This is a genomic window from Streptomyces sp. GL_141 (genome assembly GCF_057834385.1).
The window spans coordinates 1806362-1825871 of record NZ_CM174402.1 but is presented as its reverse complement, the minus strand read 5'-3'; the positions used below and the strand labels follow the sequence as shown (position 1 = coordinate 1825871).

The window sequence follows — 19510 nt, the reverse complement described above, 5'->3', positions numbered from 1 at the left end:
GCCCGGCCCGGCCCGTCCCGTCCCGGATTACGGATTCCGGGACGGAGGGGCCCCGCGGGTCCGCGCCGGGGCCGGGCCACAGCCGCGCAACGGCCGGGCCACGGCCGCTGCCGCCCGGGCTACAGCCGCGCCCGCAGCGCCGGATGGTCCGCGACCACCGTGCAGGAGCCGGGCGCGATCTCCGTGAACCCCGCGTCCCGCACCACCGGCAGTCCGCTCCCGGACAGCTCCGCCCACCGCTCGCGCGCGGCCGTCCGTACGGCCAGCCGGAAGCCCGACTCCCGCCACGCGGCCCGCTCCGGGCCGGTCAGCTCCCACCACGCCAGCTGCGCCGCGTGCCCGGCCTGGGCCATGGCCTTGCCGGCCGACATGTCCAGGCCGGGGTTGAGCCAGAGGACCGGCAGGCCCGCCTCCGTCGGTGCGACCGGCTCCGGGTCGTCCAGATCGGTGCCCGACACCTGGAGCTTGGCCAGCTCCTTGGGCCAGCCGTCGAGCGGGACCGGCGGGAAGACCCGTACCTCCGAGTCCGCGCCGTGCACCGTGAGGCCCGGCAGGGTCTCCGCCTTGCGCCACTCCGCGCCGCGCGCCCTGCGCACCACCTTGCGGATCCGCGCGTCCTGCCAGTCGCGGACCGCCGCCGCCCATTCGCCCTCGCCGGCCGACCGCTCGTCGGTGAGCAGGGCGAGCACGGCGCGGGCGGCCGTCTCCAGGGCGTCGGTCCGGGCCGGCGGCTGCTTCTTCTCGATCCGCACCACCAGCGGGAGGACGTACTGAGGTGCGTCGTCGCGGGCGATCCGCTCCTGCCGGAAAGGGCTGTCGGACCCGACTGCGGGTACCTGGGTGTCGTGGCGGGTGTCCTCGGTGCTCATCCGGCCAAGGATGCCAGCCTCCGCCTCCAGGCTGATGCCCGAGGTGCCCGGGACGGGCGAGGATCGCAGGCATGAAGAGCGATCTTTTCGACTCCGGGAACCTGGCCGAGGCGTCCGCCGTACCCGGTATGACCCTGCAGAACGCCAAGTCCGTGAAGTACGCCGTCGACGGTGAGATGTTCGCCCGCCAGGGCTCGATGGTCGCCTTCCGGGGGAATCTGCAGTTCGAGCGCAAGGGGGAGGGCATCGGCCGCCTGCTCAGGCGGGCCGTCACGGGCGAGGGGCTCCCGCTGATGGCCGTGCGCGGGCAGGGCGAGGCCTGGTTCGCGCACCGGGCGGGCCACTGCTTCGTCATCGAGTTCGAGCCCGGGGACGCCCTCACCGTCAACGGCCGCAACGTCCTGTGCTTCGACCCGACCCTCGGCTACGAGATCAAGATGCTCAAGGGCGCCGGCATGACCGGCGGCGGCCTCTTCAACAGCCTCTTCACCGGTACCGGAAAGCTCGCCGTCGTCTGCGACGGGAATCCGATCGTCATCCCGGTCACCCCGCAGGCCCCGGTCCACGTGGACACCGACGCGGTGGTCGGCTGGAGCGCCCGCCTGGAGACGGCACTGCACCGATCCCAGTCCGTCGGCTCGATGATCCGCGGCGGCTCCGGCGAGGCCGTCCAGCTGAAGCTCAGCGGCGAGGGCTTCGTCATCGTCCGCCCGAGCGAGGCCACCGAGTCGGCCGCCGCCCACTGACCGCGCAGTAGGCTCGTACGCATGGACCAGACGGAGCAGCACGCGCCCGACTCCTCGTACTGCCCCGCCCCCGCGGCCCCCGCCGGGCGGGTGGCCGGGCCGCCCTACGCCGACTGCGTGGAGTGCGGGAAGCCCACCGAGTACGGGGTCGCGACACCGGGCGTGGTGCTGTGCCCGGTGTGCGAGTGGCAGGACGCGCAGCGCACGGCCTGCTCCGGCTGAACCCGCGGGGCCCGGGGTTCAGCCGGAGCACGGGCTACCTTCCGATGAGCTCGGAGACCTTGACGAAGCGGTAGCCGCGCTTGCGCAGCTCCGGGACGATCTTCCGGACGGCCTCCTCGGTGACCGGGGCGGCGCTGCGCGTGCAGTGCATGACCACGACGGAGCCGGGCTTCACCCCGGCCAGGACCTGTTCGGCCACCGCGTCGGGATCCTTCGCGAACGCGTCCCCGCTGACCACGTCCCACTGGACGGCCGTGACCTTGGCCGTGGAGATGGCCCGCAGCGCCTGGTCGTCGTAGCAGCCGCCGGGGAAGCGGAAGTACGGGACGGTGTTGACCGCGCCCGCCTTGCGGAAGGCCTCGAAGGCCCGGTCCACGTCGGCGCGGGCGGCCGCCTCGTCGAGGGTGGGGAGCCCGTAGCAGGGGGACTTGAAGGCGTGGTGGCTGTACGAGTGGTTCGCGATCTCGAAGTTCGGGTCCGTGCCGATGGACTTCGCCTGGTCCGGGTACTCCTCGGCCCAGCGGCCCGTCATGAACACCGTCGAGGGCACCTTGAGGGTGCGCAGCGCGGAGATCAGCTGCGGGTTGTCGAAGTGCTCGCCGCCCGCCGCGCGCGGCCCCTGATCGGAGGTCATGTCGGCGTCGAAGGTCAGCGCCACCGTCTTGTCGGTCTGCTGCTTCGCCCGGTCGAAGACGGGGGTCAGACCGCCCGGACCGGGCGCCATGGTCGGTGCCTTGCCCGGAGCCCCGGCCTGCGGCGGCGCCGACGGACTGCCCTGGGGGCCGGTCGGCGGGGTGGCGGACCCCGCGGTGGAGGGGGAGGCGGGGGCCGGAGCGGAGGGGGCCGCGGAGGCTCCCAGCCGGGCCTGGCCGCCGGCGTCCGGCGTACCGGTGCCGCCCCCGCACGCGGCGAGGGCGGCACTGAGAGCTGCTACGGCCGCGACGGCAGCCGTCGTCCTGCGCACTGAGATGGTCACATGCGCAAAATATATGACTATGTGGCGAGCAGGCGGGTGCGGCACTCCTCCACGTCGAAGTCACCCTTCGGGTACTGCGGCGCGATGCCTTCCAGATGTTCCAGCAGCAGTTTGCTGATGGCCCAGTTGCGGTACCACTTGCGGTCCGAGGGGACGACGTACCAGGGCGCGGCGTCCGTGGAGCAGCGCTCCAGGGCCAGCTCGTACGCCTGCTGGTACGCGGGCCACGCGGAGCGCTCCTCGATGTCGCCCGCGTTGAACTTCCAGTGCTTGTCCGGGTTGTCGAGCCGCTCCAGGAGCCGCTTGCGCTGCTCCTCGTAGCCGATGTGGAGGAACACCTTCACCACGGTGACGCCGTCGTCGGCGAGGGACTTCTCGAAGCGGTTGATCTGCGCGTAGCGGCGGCCCAGCTGACTGCGCGGCACCAGGTCGCGGACGCGGGCGATGAGGACGTCCTCGTAGTGCGAACGGTCGAAGATGCCGATCTCGCCCGGCTGGGGGAGCGCCTTCATGATGCGCCACAGGAAGGGGTGGTTCTGCTCCTCCGGCGTGGGCGCCTTGAAGGCCTTGATCCGGCAGCCGGAGGGGTTGAACAGACCGATCACGTGCTTGACGGTGCCGCCCTTGCCGCTGGTGTCCATGCCCTGGAGGACGAGCAGGACGCGGCGGCGGTCGCCGGCGGTGCTGGCGGCGTAGAGCCGCTCCTGGAGGGAGGCGAGCCGCTCTCCCATCAGGGCGGTGGCCGCCACGCCGGCCGCCTTGTCGGTGGGACCGGCCGGGGTCGCTCCGGTGTGGAAGGCCCCGAGGTCGACGCGCTCGCCGGAGGGGACGCGGAGCAGGGGGCTCAGAGGGGCGTCGTACCCGTACTCGTACCCCTGTCCGTGGCCGTGCCCGCCGGACTTGCGGGCGCCGCTCTTGGAACCCTTGGAGTTCTCCGCCGAGATGCGGAGCAGCTCGCGCAGGGAGAGGGGCTTGGACTTCGGCTTCCCGCCGGTGCCGGTGCCGGTGCCGGTGCCGGCAGCGGTGTCGGGATCGGCCTTCTTCTCCGCCTTTGCGGGCGCGGCAGGCTCCGCAGTCTTCTCGGAGGCGCCCTTGGGAGCCTTGCGGGCCTTCGGCGCCTTGGCGGGCTTCCCGGAGCCTGCGCCCTTGGCCGCCTTCTCCGGCTTCTCCGCCTCGGCCGACGCCCCGGCCTTCGCCTTCCCGCCCTTGGCGCCCTTGGCGGACTTGCTGTCCTTCTTGGCCACCGCTACCTACCTCGATCCGTCGACTCCCTACGATCCTCCACCACAACGCAGTGGACCGCGACGTGACGAAAGGCCAGGCCGGGCGGGCCGGAAGGCGGTACGGAGGGGCCGGAAGACAGTACGGGTCACTGCCACGGACCCGTCACCGCGAAGGTGGTCCCGGGCGCGTAGGCGTTCACGTACATCGTCCGGGCGTCCGGGGAGAAGGTGACCCCGGCGAACTCGCCCCACTCCGGCGCCCCCGGCTTCCCGGTGTCGGCCGCGTTGCGGGCCATCGGGTAGACCTCGCCGCCCGGGGTCACGCCGAAGACGTACTGCGCGCCGCCGCCGTCCTCGGACACCATCAGGCCGCCGTCGGGGGCCAGGCAGATGTTGTCCGGGGAGTCGCCGGGCAGCTGGATGTCGGCGGCCGGGCCGAAGACCACGTCCAGCCGGAGCCGTGCGCGCAGCGGGTCGTAGAACCACACCTGGCCGTGGTGGTCGGCGGGGGAGCCCTCACTGGTGCGCGAGTAGCTGGAGACGAAGTGGACGCCACCGTCGCCCCAGTAGCAGCCCTCCAGCTTCTGGGCGTGGGTGATCCCGCCGGGGCCGAAGTCCTGGAGCCGGATCGGGGTGCGGGCCGCGGACGGGTCCGGCACGGGGACCCACTCCACCGGGAACTCGGACCCGGGCTCGTCCACCACCGCGAGGTTCGCCAGTCCGGGGACCCGCAGGGCCTCCAGCTCGCCGCCCGCGCGCAGGGAGCCGAGGCCGCCGAGGGGGCGGGCGGGCAGGAACCGGTAGAACAGCCCGAAGGGTTCGGTGAAGGCGTCCTCCGTCTCGTAGACCACACCGCGGTACGGGTCCACGGCGACGGCCTCGTGCGAGAAGCGGCCCATGGCGGTGAGCGGGACGGCGCCGGAGCGGCGGGGGTCGGCGGGGTCGACCTCGAAGACGTAGCCGTGGTCGCGGGTGTACCCGGCGGTGCCCGCCCGGTCCTCGGTCTCCTCGCAGGACAGCCAGGTGTTCCAGGGAGTACGGCCGCCCGCGCAGTTGACGGCGGTGCCGGCGAGGGCGACGCGCTCGGCGGTGACCCGGCCGGCCGGGTCCAGGTCGAGGAGGGTGCAGCCGCCGAGGGCGGCCGGGTCGTAGGTGAGCCCCTCGACGGGAGGGACCCGCCGGGCGGCGGTGGTGCGGTTCTCGTGGTTGCGCACCAGCCGGACGCCGCCCCGCCCGGCGTCGAAGGCGGCCATGCCGTCGAAGTTGCCGGGGACGGTGCCCTCGCCCGAGCGCAGCGGGTCGCCGGCGCGGGAGAGGACGCGGTACGTGAACCCGGCGGGCAGATCGAGCAGCCCGGCGGGGTCGGTCACGAGCGGCCCGTAGCCCTGGGCGGAGACTGGTGCGGCCGCACGCGTACTCGCGCCCGTACCAGCGCCCGTACTAGCGGCCGGGCCCTTGCGCGGGCCCGCACCCGAACCCGAGGCCGGACCCGAACTCGCTCCCGTTCCCGGGCCGGCTCCGGCGAAGAGGGCGCCGAGCGCCCCGGCGAAGGTGATGGAACCGGCGGCGAGCAGGCTGCGCCGGCTGAGGGACATCGGCGGCTTGGGCGGCATGGGGTACTCCCGGCGGTGGGTCAGGACAGAGCACCGAGCCGTGGTACCACGGGTGCCCGGTGGGGCCGGCTCCGCCGCGCCGTCCCCTGCCGCCGGTGCCCGGCGCGGCCGGTTCGGGCCGCGCCGGACGGGCGGGTGTCAGGCCAGCTTCGCGCTGAGGGTGATGGTCGTACCGGTCAGGGCCTGGCTGACCGGGCAGTTCTGCTTGGCCTCCTCGGCCGCGGCGACGAACGCGTCGTTGTCCAGGCCCGGCACCTCGCCCTCGACGGTGAGGTGGATCCCGGTGATGCCCTTGCCCGGCACGAAGGTGACGGCGGCCGAGGTGGTCAGCTTGGCGGGCGGGTTGCCCGCCTTCGCGAGACCGTTCGAGAAGGCCATGTTGAAGCAGCTCGAATGCGCGGCGGCGATGAGCTCCTCCGGGCTGGTCCGCCCGTTCGCCTCCGCGTCGGTGCGCGCCGGCCAGGAGACGGGGTAGCTGCCGAGGCCGGAAGAGTCGAGAGTGACCTCGCCCTTGCCCTCGAACAGGTCGCCTTCCCAGACGGCATGTGCATTGCGGGTAGCGCCAGCCATGATGGATCCCTTCGCAGAAGTGGAAACGGCCGGCCCGCGGAACGGGCCGACGTCTCCAAACCTACTGGGACACCAGGGGCTTCGCGTCGCGTGCCAGCGCGGTGAGCCGCGAGATGGCCCGGAAGTACTTCTTGCGGTAGCCGCCGTTCAGCATCTCGTCACTGAACAGCCGGTCGAAGGGAACGCCCGCCGCCAGGACGGGGACCTCGCGGTCGTACAGCCGGTCGGCGAGGACCACCAGCCGCAGCGCCGTCGACTGGTCCGGGACCGGGCCGACATCGGTGAGGCAGACGGCCGTTATGCCGTCGGTCAGGGCCCCGTACCGGCTGGGGTGGACCCGCGCCAGGTGCTCCAGCAGCCCGGGGAAGTCGTCGAGGCTCGCGCCGTCGGTGGCGTACGCGGCCTTGGTCACCTGCTCGTCGGAGAACGGGGCGGGAGCCTCGGGCAGGCCGCGGTGGCGGTAGTCCTGGCCGTCGATGCGCAGCGGGCGGAAGTGGGCGGAGAGCCCCTGGATCTCCCGCAGGAAGTCGGCGGCGGCGAAGCGGCCCTCACCGAGCTTGCCGGGCAGGGTGTTGGAGGTGGCGGCCAGCGCCACTCCCTGCTCGACGAGGCGGCTGAGCAGGGAGGAGACGAGGACGGTGTCGCCCGGGTCGTCGAGCTCGAACTCGTCGATGCACAGCAGGCGGTGCCCGCCGAGGGTCTGCACGGTCTGCTGGAAGCCGAGCGCGCCGACCAGGTTGGTCAGCTCCACGAAGGTGCCGAAGGCCTTGAGCGCCGGTTCCGCCGGGGTGGCGTGCCAGAGGGAGGCGAGCAGGTGGGTCTTGCCGACGCCGTAGCCGCCGTCGAGGTAGACCCCGCGCGGTCCGGTGGGGGGTGCGGGCTTCTTGGAGAACCAGCGCTTCTTGCCCGAGCCGCTCGCGTGCGCTCCGCCGAGGCCCGCGGCGAAGTCCGCGAGGACGGTGACGGCCTCGGACTGGCTGGGCTGGGCCGGGTCGGGGTCGTAGGTGTCGAAGCGCACCGCGTCGAAGCGCGGGGGCGGCACCATCTCGGCCACCAGCCGTTCGGCGGGCACCCGCGGCTCGCGGGCACACAGGGACTGCGGTCCCGCGTCGGCTATGGGGGGCCGCCCGGAGGCTGAGGCTGAGGGCGAGAGTGATGTTGACACAGCTCTTAACTCTACGGGGCGTGGCACACTGCACCGATGCGACGCCTGTTCCCTGTGACCGATCAGACATCAGCGGACCAGACCGACCGTGAGTGGTCGCTGGACGAACTCGCCGAGGCGTACGAGTACCCGGAGCTCGGCCCGGACAGCCATTGGCTGCGGGCCAACATGGTCTCCACGCTGGACGGCGCGGCCCAGCACGACGGGCGTTCCCAGCCCATCTCCAACGAGACCGACATGCGGATCTTCGGCACCCTGCGGGCCCTGGCCGATGTCGTGGTCGTCGGTGCGGAAACGGTTCGCCAGGAGGGCTACCGCCCCGCGCGGGCCCGGGAGGCCTTCGCCGCCCGCCGGGCCGCCGCGGGGCAGGGGCCCGCCGCGGTCATCGCCGTGGTCTCCGCGGGCCTGGACCTGGACTTCTCGCTGCCGCTGTTCGCCTCCCCGCTGGTGCCCACCCTGGTGCTCACGGGCGCCGCCGCCCCCGCCGACCGGGTCGCCGAGGCCGCCAAGGCCGGGGCGCGGGTGGTGGTGGCCGGCGACGGGGCGGGCGTGGACCCGGCCCGGGCCGTACGGGAACTCGCGGACCGCGGGCTGCGCCGCCAGCTCACCGAGGGCGGGCCCCGGCTGCTGGGTCAGTTCGTGGCCGCGGGCGCGCTGGACGAGCTGTGCCTGACGATCTCGCCGATGCTCACGGCGGGTGACGCCCAGCGGATCTCCGGGGGGCCGTCCGTCACGGTTCCGCACCGGCTCGCACCGGCCTGCCTGCTGGAAGAGGCCGGGTTTCTCTTCACGCGTTACCGTCGGATCTGAAGAGAGGCGGAATTTGTCGTTCCGCTTAGCTTCCGCTGGGCACAGTAGTGGGCAGGTATAACCGCGCAGGCCCCGTGCGACAGCGGGGCAGGATGGTTTCCGCAGGGGCCGGCCGGCCGGTCTCGGCCCACGAAGGAGAGGGCGTCCGTGTTCACGAGCGTATTGATGATCGAGCAGCCGCTGACCCCCGTCGACGTGGACTTCGTCACGACCCTCCACGGAGACGAGCCGGTCTCCTTCATCGTCCTCATGCAGCCCCGCGGCGACCGGGACCGGCTGCTGCGCGCCATCGACGACGTAGCGCTCGGTGAGCTTCCCGAGGCCATGCGCGAGGGCGACGAACCGGAAGGCGACGCCGCCCGCGGCCCGGCCGAACTGGCGATCGAGCATTCCCTCGCGTCGCTGCGGGCCAAGGGCGCCAAGGCCGTCGGGCAGATCGTCGAAGACCACCCGCTCGACAAGCTGAAGGCGGTGGTGGCCGAGACCAACGCCGACGAGGTGATCGTGCTGACCGCCCCGCACTACGTGGAGGAGTTCTTCCACCGCGACTGGGCCTCGCGGGCGCGCCACAAGGTCGGCGTTCCGGTGCTCAAGCTCTTCGCCCACAAGGAATAGGGTGGAGGCGGCCGGACCGCGGAGCAGCGTATCCACGGAACCCCGTATCCGCACATCCGGCTGCCGTACGTACGCACTCGATCCTGGAGCTACCTGAATGAAGCCCGGCCTGCCGACCGCCATGGAACGGCCCCACTTCATCGGCATCGGCGGCGCCGGCATGTCCGGCATCGCGAAGATCCTGGCCCAGCGCGGCGCCAAGGTGGCCGGCAGCGACGCCCGTGACTCCGAGACCGCCCAGGCGCTGCGCGCCCACGGCGCCACGGTTCACATCGGGCACGCCGCCGGTCACCTCGCCGACGACGCCACCTGCGTGGTCGTCTCCAGCGCCATCCGCGCCGACAACCCGGAGCTGGCCCGCGCCGCCGAGCTCGGCATCCCCGTCGTGCACCGCTCCGACGCCCTGGCCGGGCTGATGGACGGACTGCGGCCGATCGCCGTCGCCGGCACCCACGGCAAGACCACCACCACCTCGATGCTGGCCGTCTCCCTCTCGGCGCTGGGTCTGGACCCCTCGTACGCCATCGGCGGCGACCTGGACGCCCCCGGCTCCAACGCCCACCACGGCGAGGGCGACATCTTCGTGGCCGAGGCCGACGAGAGCGACCGCAGCTTCCACAAGTACACGCCCCAGGTCGCGATCATCCTCAACGCCGAACTCGACCACCACGCGAACTACGCGTCGATGGACGAGATCTACGAGTCCTTCGAGACCTTCGTCGGCAAGATCCCCGAGGGCGGCACCCTGGTCATCGCCCACGGCCAGGCGGGCGCGGCCGAGATCGCCGGCCGGGTCCGCGGCAACGACGGGCTGAAGGTGGTCACGTACGGCGAGGAGCCCGAGGCCGACGTCCGCATCACGAAGATCACCCCGCGCGGGCTGACCAGCGAGGTCACGGTCGTCGTCGACGGCCGGATGCTCACCTTCACCGTGTCGGTGCCCGGCCGCCACTACGCGCACAACGCCGTCGCGGCCCTCGCCGCCGGTGTCGCGCTCGGCATCCCGGCGCACAACCTGGCCTCCGCCCTCGGCAAGTACACCGGGGTCAAGCGCCGCCTCCAGCTCAAGGGCGAGGCCGCCGGGGTCCAGGTCATCGACTCCTACGCGCACCACCCCACCGAGATGACCGCCGACCTGGAGGCCATCCGCGGCGCCGCCGGGGACTCGCGCATCCTGGTCGTCTTCCAGCCGCACCTCTTCTCCCGCACCCAGGAACTCGGCAAGGAGATGGGCCAGGCCCTCGCCCTCGCCGACGCCTCGGTCGTCCTCGACATCTACCCGGCCCGCGAGGACCCGATCCCCGGGATCACCAGCGAGATCATCATCGACGCCGCCCGCGCCGCCGGGGCCGACGTCACCCCCGAGCACTCCAAGGAAGCCGTCGCCGACGTCATCGCGGGAATGGCCAAGCCCGGCGATCTCGTTCTCACCATGGGTGCGGGCGATGTCACGGACCTGGGGCCGGCCATCCTGGCCCGTCTGTCGAACTGACGGCTCTGGGAAGAGCGGGAGAACGGGAGATCAGTCATGTCGTACGAGGTAGAGAAGACGGACGAGCAGTGGCAGGCGGAGCTGACCCCGTCCGAGTACCAGGTACTGCGCCTCGCCGGGACCGAGCCCGCCTTCCGGGGTGAGTACACGGACACCAAGACGGAGGGCGTCTACAGCTGTCGCGGCTGCGGCTCCGAACTGTTCCGCTCCACGGAGAAGTTCGAGTCGCACTGCGGCTGGCCGTCCTTCTACGACCCGAAGGACTCCGACGCGGTCGAACTGAAGGCGGACGTCGCCCACGGCATGGTCCGCACCGAGGTCGTGTGCGCGAAGTGCGGCTCCCACCTGGGCCACGTCTTCGAGGGCGAGGGCTACCCGACCCCCACGGACCAGCGCTACTGCATCAACAGCATCTCCCTGCGGCTCACCCCCGCGGGCACCGAGGGCTGACCGGACCGGTTCCCCGGACCGGCTCCCGGACCCGAGCCGGTCCGGGAGCCGGCGCCGCGGGCTTGCGACCGGTCCCCGGACAGTGGCCCCTGCCTGAGCCGACCGCCACGCCGCGCGGGGCCGTGACCCCCGTGATGAAGTTCTGGTCGACGTCCCGTCCATTGATGTCTGCCCGGCCGATCGTGTTGGATCCGGCGTTGGCCCAGTAGATGTGGTGGGTGTCGACCGCCACGTTGGCGGGCCCGGAGGCGCCGACAATGAAGTTCTGGTCGATGTTCCGTCCATTGATGTCTGCCCGGCCGATCGTGTTGGATCCGGCGTTGGCCCAGTAGACGTGGTGCGCGTCGACCGCCACGCCGCGCGGGGCCGTGACCCCCGTGATGAAGTTCTGGTCGACGTCCCGGGCATCGATGTCTGCCCGGCCGATCGTGTTGGATCCGGCGTTGGCCCAGTAGACGTGGTGGGCATCGACCGCCACTCCGAAGGGGCTCGTGGTCCCGCCGATGAAGTTCTGGTCGGCGCCTTGACCGTCGGTCCCTGCCCGGCCGATCGAGTTGAGGCCGCCGCTGGTCCAGTAGATGTGGTGCCTGTCGACCGCCACGCCCCGTGGGCCCGGGATCCCCGTGATGAAGCCCTGGTCGACGTCCTGCCCGTCGAGTCCTGCTCGCCCGATTGTGTCGGCGCCGTTGTTGGTCCAGTAGAGGGCGGAAGCGCCGGCTGCCATCCCGGCGGGATTCGAGGCGCCTGCGACCAGACTTTGAGTGGCGTTCAGCCCGTTCAAGTCTGCGCGACCGATCGTTCCGCTCGTGAAGCTGCTCCAGTAGACGTGCCCTGTCACTCGCCCGGATCCGGTGAGGGCAACGGGCTCGCGTGCGGCAGGCCTTCTGCTTCCGGCGGCATCAGTGGTCTTGCTGAAGGCGGCCGACCCGGTCAGGGTCACGACCGACAACATCACCACGGATGCTGCGGCTGCTGAAACAACCCTCGGCATTGACCGCTGCACGGCGTTCTCCTCTGGTATGCGGATCACGGACCATCGCAATCGGTTCCCGCTTTCAGGCTCCTCAGTTGCCGCCACCGCCGTAGTGACCCGAACGGAGGGTCCGCGCGAGGCATGCGGAGGAGCAGCAGGGATTCCTGCCTGTCGACGAGTCCTCCGGGAGCGTGCTCGGATCCTTCCCCTGGCGCCGTCTTCTTCCCGCGGTTCACCCCCGCAGGGTGGCGAGGTGGTCCGGCAGGGTGCGGGTCGGGGTCCAGCCCTGGGCGCGGGCCCGGGTCAGGTCCAGGACCACCGGGTGGGCGAGCTGGTCCACCGCGTAGCGGCTGAGGGCCGGTTCGCCGGAGGACAGGGATTCCGAGATCCTCGCCGCGGCCCGGGCCAGGGCCGCCGGGAGGTGGCGTACACGGGCGCGGACCCGGTGGGCGCGCAGGACGTCGAGGATCGCCGCGTCACGCCGGTAGGGGGGGGCGTCGGCGATGTTGTACGCGCCTTGCGGCCAGTCGGGAGCCGCCAGGCAGGCCGCGGCCAGGTTCTCCACCGCCGTCAGGCTGAGCGGGACGTCCGGGCCCGGCAGGAACAGGGTCCCGGCGCGGACCCGGGAGAGCAGCCGGGGCAGGAGCTGGGTGTCGCCGGGTCCGTACACGGCGCGCGGGCGCAGCACCACCGCGCCCGCGGCCAGCGCCAGGGACTCGCCGGCGGCCTTCGTGCGGCCGTAGGCGTTCAGGTGTCCCGTGCGCGGGTGGTCCTCGCGGACGAGCGTGCGGTCCCGGCGGGGGTCGTAGACGCTGGCGCTGCCGACCCAGACCACCGGGCGGCCGCCCGCCGCGCGCAGCAGCCGTTCGGTGCCGGTCACGTTGACCGCGTGCATGACCGCCTCGGCGGGGGAGCCCGGCGCCGGATCGCCGACCGCCGCCGCGCAGTGCACGACGAGGTCCGTGCCCGAGAGGTCCGGCTCCCCGAGGGACGCGTCCCAGAAGCGGTGTTCCCCGAGCGGACCGGGCCTGCGGCCGACGCACACCACCCGGGCCCCGGCCGCCGCCGCGGCGCGGGCGACGTGCCCGCCGCAGAAGCCGCTCGCGCCCGTGACGGCGATCCGGATCCCGGCCGCGCCGGACGGCCTGCGGGAGCTCATGCCGCCGCCCGTACGACCAGCGAACGCCAGCCGGGCAGAGCGGCCCGGCGGTCCACCCGGGCCCGGGTCACGACCGGCCGGTGCGGAGCCAGCGCCGCCAGGACGCCGGCCAGTTGCTCCCGGGCCAGGCGGGCTCCGGGGCAGGCGTGCGGCCCGGAGCCGAAGACCAGGCGGGCGACGCCCGGCTCGGCGGGGCGGCGCCCGTCGGGGTCCCGCAGGTGGCCACCGGCCGCGTGCCGGGCCACCAGGAGCAGCCGGTCCCCGGCCCGGACCGGGCAGCCCCCCACCGAGCCTTCGGCCGCGGCCACCCGGGGGAGGAGGGGGGAGGCCGCCGTCACGCGCAGGAGTTCGTCCGCCAGGGCGGGACACAGGGCCGGGTCCGCCGCCTGGTCCCACAACCCGGCGTCCGCGCACCAGGCCACGGCCCGGGGCAGCGCCGCGACGGTGGTGTTGACGGCCGCGACCGCCAGCATGGCGGCCCGGGCGTCCGCCCCCGGCCCCAGGAGCCCGCGCAGCCGCTCGGCGGCGCGGATCGCCGCCGCACCGGCGCCCGGGCGGGGCGGTCCGGGGAGGTGGCTGCGCACGGAGGCGGCCGCGGCCCCGGCGGCGGCCTCCGCGAGGGCGAGGGGGGAGGCGCAGGCGTCGGCTGCGGAGTCGGGGCGCAGCAGCGCGTACACCACCGAGCCGGCCAGTTCCCGGGCCAGCGGGACCAGGTCCACCGTGCCCCCGAGCGGCAGCGGCGCGAGCCGCCGCAGGAGCAACGGGTGCCACACCGCGCGCAGTTCCCGGGTCCCGGCCGCGCCGAGCAGCTCGGCGAGCTCCCGGCGGCCGGCCCGGTGGCCGGTGCCCTCCTGGTCGAAGAGCACGTCCTCCACCCGGGCGGCCCGGGCCGCGCCGCCGGTGGTGCCGGGCGCGGCGCGGTCCAGCGGCAGCCGGGTCAGCGCCTCCCGGTAGGCCGCGGCGCCGTGAACGAGCAGGGTGCCGCGCCCGAGCCGGCGCACGGGCCGCCCGCGGGTGGCGGCGAGCAGCGCGAACAGGAGCGGGTGGGAGCGCAGGTAGACCCGGCGGTCCCGGCGGCGGGCCTTGGTGCCGGCCGGGGTGCGGGCCTTCGCGCCCGGCTCCGTGCCCGGCTGCGTGCCAAGCTTCGCGCCCGGCTGTGTGTCGGGCAGGGTGCGGATCGTCGGGTCGGTGGTCATCGGACGTGTGCCTCCGCGGTGTCGGCGGGCCGGTAGCGCCGGTCCCAGTACCAGAGCAGGGTGCGGCGCGGCCCCCAACTGCGCAGCCTGCGCAAGCTGTTCTGCACCACCAGGTGCTCCGCGCGGACGATCCGGTCGCTGTGCTCGCGGGCCCGGTTCAGCAGGTCCACGTCCTCGGACCGTTCGTGCAGCGGCACCCGCAGGGCGCCGCCGCAGCGCAGGTAGAGGGCCGCGGTGATGCCGAGGTTGTGGCCGTGGCACAGGACGTACGGGGCGCGGTAGCGCGGGTGCCGGTGGGACGGGCGGTAGCGGCCGTAGAGCGAGGTGAGCCGGATCAGCGCCGGCAGCAGCCGGGCTTCGAGGAGGCCGGGCCCCTCGTCACGGCGCGGCACGCTGCGGCCGCACAGCATCTCGGCGCCCCGCCCGAACTCCGCCTTCGCGACGGCTGTCCAGTCCGGGGCGGGCAGGCAGTCGGCGTCGGTGCGCAGCAGGTGGGTGGCGCCGGCGGCGATGGCGTACCGGAAGCCCGTGTCGGCGGCGGTCCCGGCGCCGGGCAGCTCCTCCCGGGCCAGCTCGACGCGGAAGGGCGCCGCGCGCGCGAAGTCCCGTACGGCTTGTGCCGTCCGGTCGGTGGAGGCGTTGTCCACGACCACGAGCGCGAATCCGGTGTCGTGCTGGGCGGCGAGCGCGGCCAGGGCGGTCCCGATGGCCGCCGCCTCGTTGTACGCGGGCACGACCACCCACAGGTTCGGCTTCGTCAACTCCTCGCTCCTTCCGGCGGGTTGGCGGTGGCGGCCCAGGAGGCCGCGCGGAGCAGCGCGCGGGCGCACAGACTGCCCCAGACGAGGAGGCCGATCAGCGGCCCCGCCCGGCGGTAGAGGGCGTCGTGCAGTTCGGCGGTCGCGGCGAGATAGGGGTCCGCGGCGAGGGCGAGCAGCCGGCAGGCCAGCGCCGCCGCGAGCGCCGGACCCGCGATGGCCGCCGGCCGGGGCCTGCCGGGGGCCCGGTGCGGGGCGAGCCACAGGACGGCCCAGAACAGCGCCCACAGCGCGGGGACGGTCAGGGCCGGACCGCCCGCCGCCACCACCGCGGCGACGGCGCCGCCCGCGAGGCACAGCACGGCCGCGCCCGCGAGGTCCCGGGCCGCGTCGCGCACGGGGTTCCCGCTGCCCGCGTTCTGCCCGCACACGGCCCGGATGCCGGTCCGCAGCGCCCGCGTCGTCCGCACCACCGACCAGCCGAGGGCGAGGACCAGCAGCGGCCGCCAGTGCGGGGCCGCGGTGGGCAGCCGCCCGGCCGCCGGAGCCGCGGCGGCGGGCAGCAGGGCCGCGGCCAGCCCGTCCACGACCCGCCGGACCCCGTCCGCGCCCGCCCCGGCCCGGCCGGCCAGCGAACCGGCCAGCAGCACCGCCGGGGCCGTCCCGACGAGCAGGGCGTACGTGAGCGAACCCGCGAGCGCGTCGCCGTTCGCGCGGGTGTAGCGGCGGTGGGAGGCCATGACCCGCGCGCTGAGCCGTGCCGCGACCGGTGTCTTCACCCGCGCGAGGAGCCGCGCCGGGACCGGTGTCTTCACCCGCGCGAGGAGCCGTGCCGCGACCGGTGCGATGACCCGCGCGCCGAGCCGCGCCGCGACCGGTGTCATGACCGGCGGCGTGACCCGCTGCCTGAAGGCCGCGGCGCGGGCCCGCCACGGGGTGGTGGCGGGCGGCGGGGTGCGCGGCTCCGTCCCGTGGCGGGGCCGGGCGGCTGCCGCGACCCGCTGCCCGACGGCGCGGGCGCGGGCCCGCCACGCCGGTGCGGCCGTCACGGGGCGGCCCGCCGCGCGCGGGAGGCCTCGGCCGGCGCGCCGTTCCCCGCGGACCCGGAGCTCAGCCGGTGGGCCGCCAGGGCGGCCGTTGCCGCGCGGTCCGGTTTGCGGGAGCGTCCCGACAGCGGGATCCGCGCGAACAGCAGGGCGTCGGGCGCGGCCGTGCCCATGCGGCGCAGCGGGCCCGCCAGTGCGGACCGCAGCGCGGGCTCGGCGGCCCCGTGGCAGGGCTGGACCACGGCGACGAGCCGCTCGTCGCCGTAGTCGCTGCCGTCGCGGTGCCGGTCGCCCGCGTCCGCGGGTACCGGTACCCCCACGAGCAGCGCCAGTTCCACCCCGGGCACGTGCAGGGCCGGTTCGTACAGGCCCGGGTAGATGTTCTCGGCCCGGCGCAGCACCATGTCCTTGGCCCTGCCCTCCAGCACGATCCGGCCCGTGCCGTCCAGGCGCGCCCGGTCGCCCGTACGCACCCACGGATCGGGGTCCTCGCCGAGGTAGCGGTGCCGGGCCCCGGGGCCGGTCAGCAGCAGCTGTCCGTCCGCGTCGGAGGCGGCGCGCACCCCGGGCAGCGGGGCGCCGACCAGGTCGCCGGGGCCCGCGTACGCGGCCTTCTCCCGGGATTCCACCGCGGCGGCCGGGAACAGCTCGGTGAGCGCGTACACCCCCCAGGCCTCGTCGGCCCCCGACTCCCTCACGCGACCCAGCAGTTCCGCGCTCGCCGGAGCCGAGCCGGTCCACACCCGGCCCCGGAAGCGGGCCCCTGCCCGCAGCGCGTCCCGCAGCTGCGGCGGCGTGAGGTAGGTGTCCCGGGGCGCCAGCCGGGCCAGCTGGCGGGCCAGCACCCGGGGCGAACGCGCCGGGAGGGCCACGGGGGCGCCGCGCACGAGGGCGGGGACGAGCACGAAGAAGGTGCCGCCGAGCACGGGCTCGCCGGCCGCGGTGGAAGCCTCCCCGGGGTCGCCGGAGAACAGCGCCGACACCGTCTCCATCCCGGCGGCCAGACTCGCCCGGGTGTGCACCACCGCTCGGGGCCGCGCGGTGGTCCCGGAGGTGAACACGATGACGGCGTCGGCGTCCCCGTCGCCCGCGCACCGCGGCGGAACCCCGCCGCGCGCCGCATGCCGGTCCAGCGCGGGCGCGCACCCCGGCAGCCGCCGCCCGACCGTGGCCACCGGTGCGCCCAGCCCGGCCAGTTCCGGCAGCTCCAGCCCGGCCGCCCGCCGGGCCAGCGGCCGCGCCCATCCGGCCACCGCCTGCGCGGCGGCGTCGGCCAGCACCAGCGCGGGCCGCGCCGAAGCCAGCCGGGCGCGCAGCACGTCGGGTCCGGCTCCGGGGTCGAGGACGGCCCCGCGCAGACCGAGCCGCCACAGCGCGAGCAGGACGGCGAGCGCGCGCGGCCCGGGGCGTACGGCGACCCCGACGGTGTCCCCGGCGCGCAGCCCGCGTGCGTACAGCGCGGCGGCGAACGCATCGGCCAGCTCGGCGAGTTCCCCGCGCGTGGCGGCGGTCCGGGTGGCTCCCGTACGGGTGGCGGTCAGCACGGCGGGCCGCTCGGGGCGGGCGCGCAGCGCGTGGTCGAGGCGGTCCAGCATCAGCGGGGGTCGTCCGTTCCGTGCGGGCCGCTGCCGCGGCCGAGGTACCAGCGGGCCGTGCCGGCGATCCCGTAGGCACGCAGCCGGCGCGTGGAGTTCTCCACGACCATCGCCCGGCAGCGCGTGATCCGGTCGGTGTGGCGGCGCACCGCGTTGAGGAAGAGCCGGTCGGTGGGGGAGGGGCGCCGGGGCATCCCGCCGACGGCCAGGTACAGCTCGGCGGTGATGGCCATGTTGTTCCCGGCGTGCATCCGGTACGGGGCGCGGTAGCCGCGGCGCCGCGCGTGCTCGGGCCGCAGCCGGCCGAAGAGCCCGGCGAGGCGTACGAGGAGCCCGAACCCGGCCCGCCCCAGCGGCCCGTGCTCGTCGCGCCGGGCCACGATCCGCCCGCACACCAGCCCGGGGTCCCGGATCAGGGCCGCCCGCGCCGCGCCCGTCCACCCCGGGTGGGGCAGGCAGTCGGCGTCGGTGCGGGCGAGCAGGGTCGCGCCGCGCCCGATCGCGTACCGGAAACCGGTGTCCACGGCGGAGCCGACGCCCTTCTCCGGTTCCTCGATGACCTCCACGGCGAAGGGGGCGCCCGCCGCGAACTCCCGCGCCACGGCGGCCGTCCGGTCGGCCGAGGCGTTGTCCACGACCAACAGGGTGAAATCCCGGTCCCGTTGGCGGGCGAGCGCGGAAAGGGTCCCGGAGATCCGGGCCTCCTCCTCGTGCGCGGGCACCACCACCCACAGCTTTCCGGCCGCACTCACGACTTCTCCCAGACCATCGTCATGATGCTGATCCCGCCACCGAGTCCGACGAACAACACCCGTTCTCCGGGCTCCAGTTCATCGAATATTCGGTCCAGTTGCACGCCGATCGTCGCGCTCGCGATGTTGCCGAGCTCGGGCACGGTCACCACCAGCTTCCCGGCCGGCACCCCGGTCAGCTCGGCGAACCGCTCCAGGTAGGGGACGGTCACCTGGTGCACCAGTACCTTCGAGAAGTCGTCCCAGCCCATGCCCGTGCGGTGCAGGGTCCGGTCGATGACGGCGGTGCCCACCTTCTCGAAGACCCCGCGCAGTTCGTGCCCGTCGCCGCGGAAGTACGTGTACGCGTCCCCGCGCGGGTGGCGCGAACCGCCGCCCGGGATGCCCCCGACCTCCCAGTGCTCGGAGTGGGTCTCGGTGTCCACGTCGAGGATCCCGCCGCGCTCCACCGGCTCCACGATCACGGCGGCCCCCGCGTCGCCGAAGGTGTAGCCGGCGAAGCCGGCGCGGAACTCGGCGAAGTCGGCGGGCGCCGTCCGCACGGCCCGGCTGGGGGTCTCCCCGGTGACCACCAGGGCCCGCCGGGCCCGGCCGGCGAGGATCATGGCGCGGGCGAGGTCGATGCCGTTGACGAAGCTGTTGCAGGCGTTGGTGACGTCCAGGGCGTGGGCCTTGGTGCCGAGTTCGGCCTGCACGATGTGCGCGGTGGCGGGTTCGGCGACGTCGCGGGAGGCGGAGGCGAAGAGCAGCAGGTCGATGTCGGCGGGCCCGAGCCCGGCGGTGTCCAGGACCCGGCGGGCCGCACCCACGGCGAGCGTGGAGGCGTACACCCCGTCGCCCGCGATCCGGCGGGTACGGATCCCGGTGGCCTGGGTCAGCAGCCGGGGCGGCAGTTTGATCCCGGCCCGGTCGGCGATCTCTCGCTGGAGCCGGTCGGAGGAGAGGACGTCCCCGGGCAGGATGCCGGCGACGGCGGTGATCCCGGCGCGGAGCCGCGGGCGCGGTACGGAGGGCTGGGACGGCTGATTCGGCATGTCCTCACCATGACGCGCCGTCCGGTCCCGGTCCTGAGTACGGATGCTCATCCCGCCCGCCGGCCGGGTGAGTACCCGGGAGCCTCGGGAGCGTCTCGCCGATCAGGCCGGCCCGCCGCACCCGGACGGCGGCCGCGAAGGGAAGGGGCGCGTGGGGCATGAACCGCCTGACGAGGTATTCCGTTCTCCAGGTGTACGGCCCACAGTCATTCAAGCAATGCCGACCGGTACCCCGGGGCCGCTGTT

At 74.5% G+C, this 19510-nt stretch carries 20 protein-coding genes; 6 read left to right on the top strand and 14 right to left on the bottom strand.

Annotated features, from left to right (window positions below; genetic code table 11):
* Positions 1–119 precede the first annotated feature (119 nt).
* Complete coding sequence (locus AC3IX6_RS07785; RefSeq protein ID WP_489369501.1) at positions 120–869, bottom strand: aminoacyl-tRNA hydrolase; 750 nt, start codon at positions 867–869, stop codon at positions 120–122.
* Between the two features lie 71 nt (positions 870–940).
* On the opposite strand from AC3IX6_RS07785, the gene AC3IX6_RS07780 reads away from it, so the two are divergent.
* Positions 941–1615 (top strand): AIM24 family protein, encoded by a 675-nt coding sequence (locus tag AC3IX6_RS07780; RefSeq protein ID WP_489369500.1) that lies wholly within the window; start codon positions 941–943, stop codon positions 1613–1615.
* Between the two features lie 21 nt (positions 1616–1636).
* Positions 1637–1837, top strand: coding sequence for a hypothetical protein (locus AC3IX6_RS07775; RefSeq protein ID WP_243331418.1), 201 nt, complete (start codon positions 1637–1639; stop codon positions 1835–1837).
* 34 nt (positions 1838–1871) lie between these two features.
* On the opposite strand, the gene AC3IX6_RS07770 is transcribed toward AC3IX6_RS07775, so the two are convergent.
* From AC3IX6_RS07770 to zapE, 5 genes are all read right to left on the bottom strand, one after another.
* The gene (locus AC3IX6_RS07770) at positions 1872–2813 is read right to left on the bottom strand and encodes a polysaccharide deacetylase family protein (protein WP_489369499.1); all 942 of its coding nucleotides are present in this window, start codon (positions 2811–2813) and stop codon (positions 1872–1874) included.
* Positions 2814–2830: 17 nt separating this feature from the next.
* The gene (locus AC3IX6_RS07765) at positions 2831–3661 is read right to left on the bottom strand and encodes a PPK2 family polyphosphate kinase (protein ID WP_489371367.1); all 831 of its coding nucleotides are present in this window, start codon (positions 3659–3661) and stop codon (positions 2831–2833) included.
* 521 nt (positions 3662–4182) lie between these two features.
* Positions 4183–5631 (bottom strand): alkaline phosphatase PhoX, encoded by a 1449-nt coding sequence (locus tag AC3IX6_RS07760; protein ID WP_489371366.1) that lies wholly within the window; start codon positions 5629–5631, stop codon positions 4183–4185.
* Positions 5632–5787: 156 nt separating this feature from the next.
* Positions 5788–6219 (bottom strand): OsmC family protein, encoded by a 432-nt coding sequence (locus AC3IX6_RS07755; RefSeq protein ID WP_489369498.1) that lies wholly within the window; start codon positions 6217–6219, stop codon positions 5788–5790.
* A 61-nt stretch (positions 6220–6280) separates the two neighbouring features.
* Positions 6281–7384 carry a cell division protein ZapE gene (gene zapE / locus AC3IX6_RS07750; protein WP_489369497.1) on the bottom strand — a complete coding sequence of 368 codons (1104 nt, stop codon included), beginning with the start codon at positions 7382–7384 and terminating at the stop codon, positions 6281–6283.
* A gap of 36 nt (positions 7385–7420) precedes the next feature.
* On the opposite strand from zapE, the gene AC3IX6_RS07745 reads away from it, so the two are divergent.
* The 4 genes from AC3IX6_RS07745 (at position 7421) to msrB (ending at position 10751) form a co-directional block, all read left to right on the top strand.
* The gene (locus tag AC3IX6_RS07745) at positions 7421–8194 is read left to right on the top strand and encodes a pyrimidine reductase family protein (RefSeq protein WP_489369496.1); all 774 of its coding nucleotides are present in this window, start codon (positions 7421–7423) and stop codon (positions 8192–8194) included.
* A 147-nt stretch (positions 8195–8341) separates the two neighbouring features.
* Positions 8342–8809 (top strand): indole-3-glycerol phosphate synthase, encoded by a 468-nt coding sequence (locus tag AC3IX6_RS07740; protein ID WP_489369495.1) that lies wholly within the window; start codon positions 8342–8344, stop codon positions 8807–8809.
* A gap of 97 nt (positions 8810–8906) precedes the next feature.
* Entirely contained in the window at positions 8907–10301 is a 1395-nt protein-coding gene (gene murC, locus AC3IX6_RS07735) for a UDP-N-acetylmuramate--L-alanine ligase (protein ID WP_489369494.1), read from the top strand.
* Between the two features lie 36 nt (positions 10302–10337).
* Positions 10338–10751 carry a peptide-methionine (R)-S-oxide reductase MsrB gene (gene msrB, locus AC3IX6_RS07730; RefSeq protein WP_489369493.1) on the top strand — a complete coding sequence of 138 codons (414 nt, stop codon included), beginning with the start codon at positions 10338–10340 and terminating at the stop codon, positions 10749–10751.
* Here the strand turns inward: msrB and AC3IX6_RS07725 are convergent.
* The 8 genes from AC3IX6_RS07725 to AC3IX6_RS07690 all read right to left on the bottom strand — a co-directional run bounded on the left by AC3IX6_RS07725 (position 10726) and on the right by AC3IX6_RS07690 (position 19264).
* The gene (locus AC3IX6_RS07725) at positions 10726–11475 is read right to left on the bottom strand and encodes an NHL repeat-containing protein (RefSeq protein WP_489369492.1); all 750 of its coding nucleotides are present in this window, start codon (positions 11473–11475) and stop codon (positions 10726–10728) included. The genes msrB and AC3IX6_RS07725 overlap by 26 nt on opposite strands.
* Positions 11476–11956: 481 nt before the next feature.
* Complete coding sequence (locus AC3IX6_RS07720; RefSeq protein WP_489369491.1) at positions 11957–12883, bottom strand: NAD-dependent epimerase/dehydratase family protein; 927 nt, start codon at positions 12881–12883, stop codon at positions 11957–11959.
* Positions 12880–14079, bottom strand: coding sequence for a cytochrome P450 (locus AC3IX6_RS07715; RefSeq protein WP_489369490.1), 1200 nt, complete (start codon positions 14077–14079; stop codon positions 12880–12882). The genes AC3IX6_RS07720 and AC3IX6_RS07715 overlap by 4 nt, the downstream gene beginning before the upstream one ends.
* Complete coding sequence (locus AC3IX6_RS07710) at positions 14076–14840, bottom strand: glycosyltransferase family 2 protein (RefSeq protein WP_489369489.1); 765 nt, start codon at positions 14838–14840, stop codon at positions 14076–14078. Before AC3IX6_RS07710 ends, AC3IX6_RS07715 begins: the two co-directional genes overlap by 4 nt.
* Positions 14837–15886 carry a YhjD/YihY/BrkB family envelope integrity protein gene (locus tag AC3IX6_RS07705; RefSeq protein WP_489369488.1) on the bottom strand — a complete coding sequence of 350 codons (1050 nt, stop codon included), beginning with the start codon at positions 15884–15886 and terminating at the stop codon, positions 14837–14839. Before AC3IX6_RS07705 ends, AC3IX6_RS07710 begins: the two co-directional genes overlap by 4 nt.
* Positions 15883–17478 carry an AMP-binding protein gene (locus AC3IX6_RS07700; RefSeq protein ID WP_489369487.1) on the bottom strand — a complete coding sequence of 532 codons (1596 nt, stop codon included), beginning with the start codon at positions 17476–17478 and terminating at the stop codon, positions 15883–15885. Before AC3IX6_RS07700 ends, AC3IX6_RS07705 begins: the two co-directional genes overlap by 4 nt.
* Positions 17478–18230, bottom strand: a complete 753-nt coding sequence (locus AC3IX6_RS07695; protein WP_489369486.1) for a glycosyltransferase family A protein — start codon at positions 18228–18230, stop codon at positions 17478–17480. Before AC3IX6_RS07695 ends, AC3IX6_RS07700 begins: the two co-directional genes overlap by 1 nt.
* The gene (locus tag AC3IX6_RS07690; RefSeq protein WP_489369485.1) at positions 18227–19264 is read right to left on the bottom strand and encodes a 3-oxoacyl-ACP synthase III family protein; all 1038 of its coding nucleotides are present in this window, start codon (positions 19262–19264) and stop codon (positions 18227–18229) included. Before AC3IX6_RS07690 ends, AC3IX6_RS07695 begins: the two co-directional genes overlap by 4 nt.
* Positions 19265–19510: the final 246 nt, after the last annotated feature.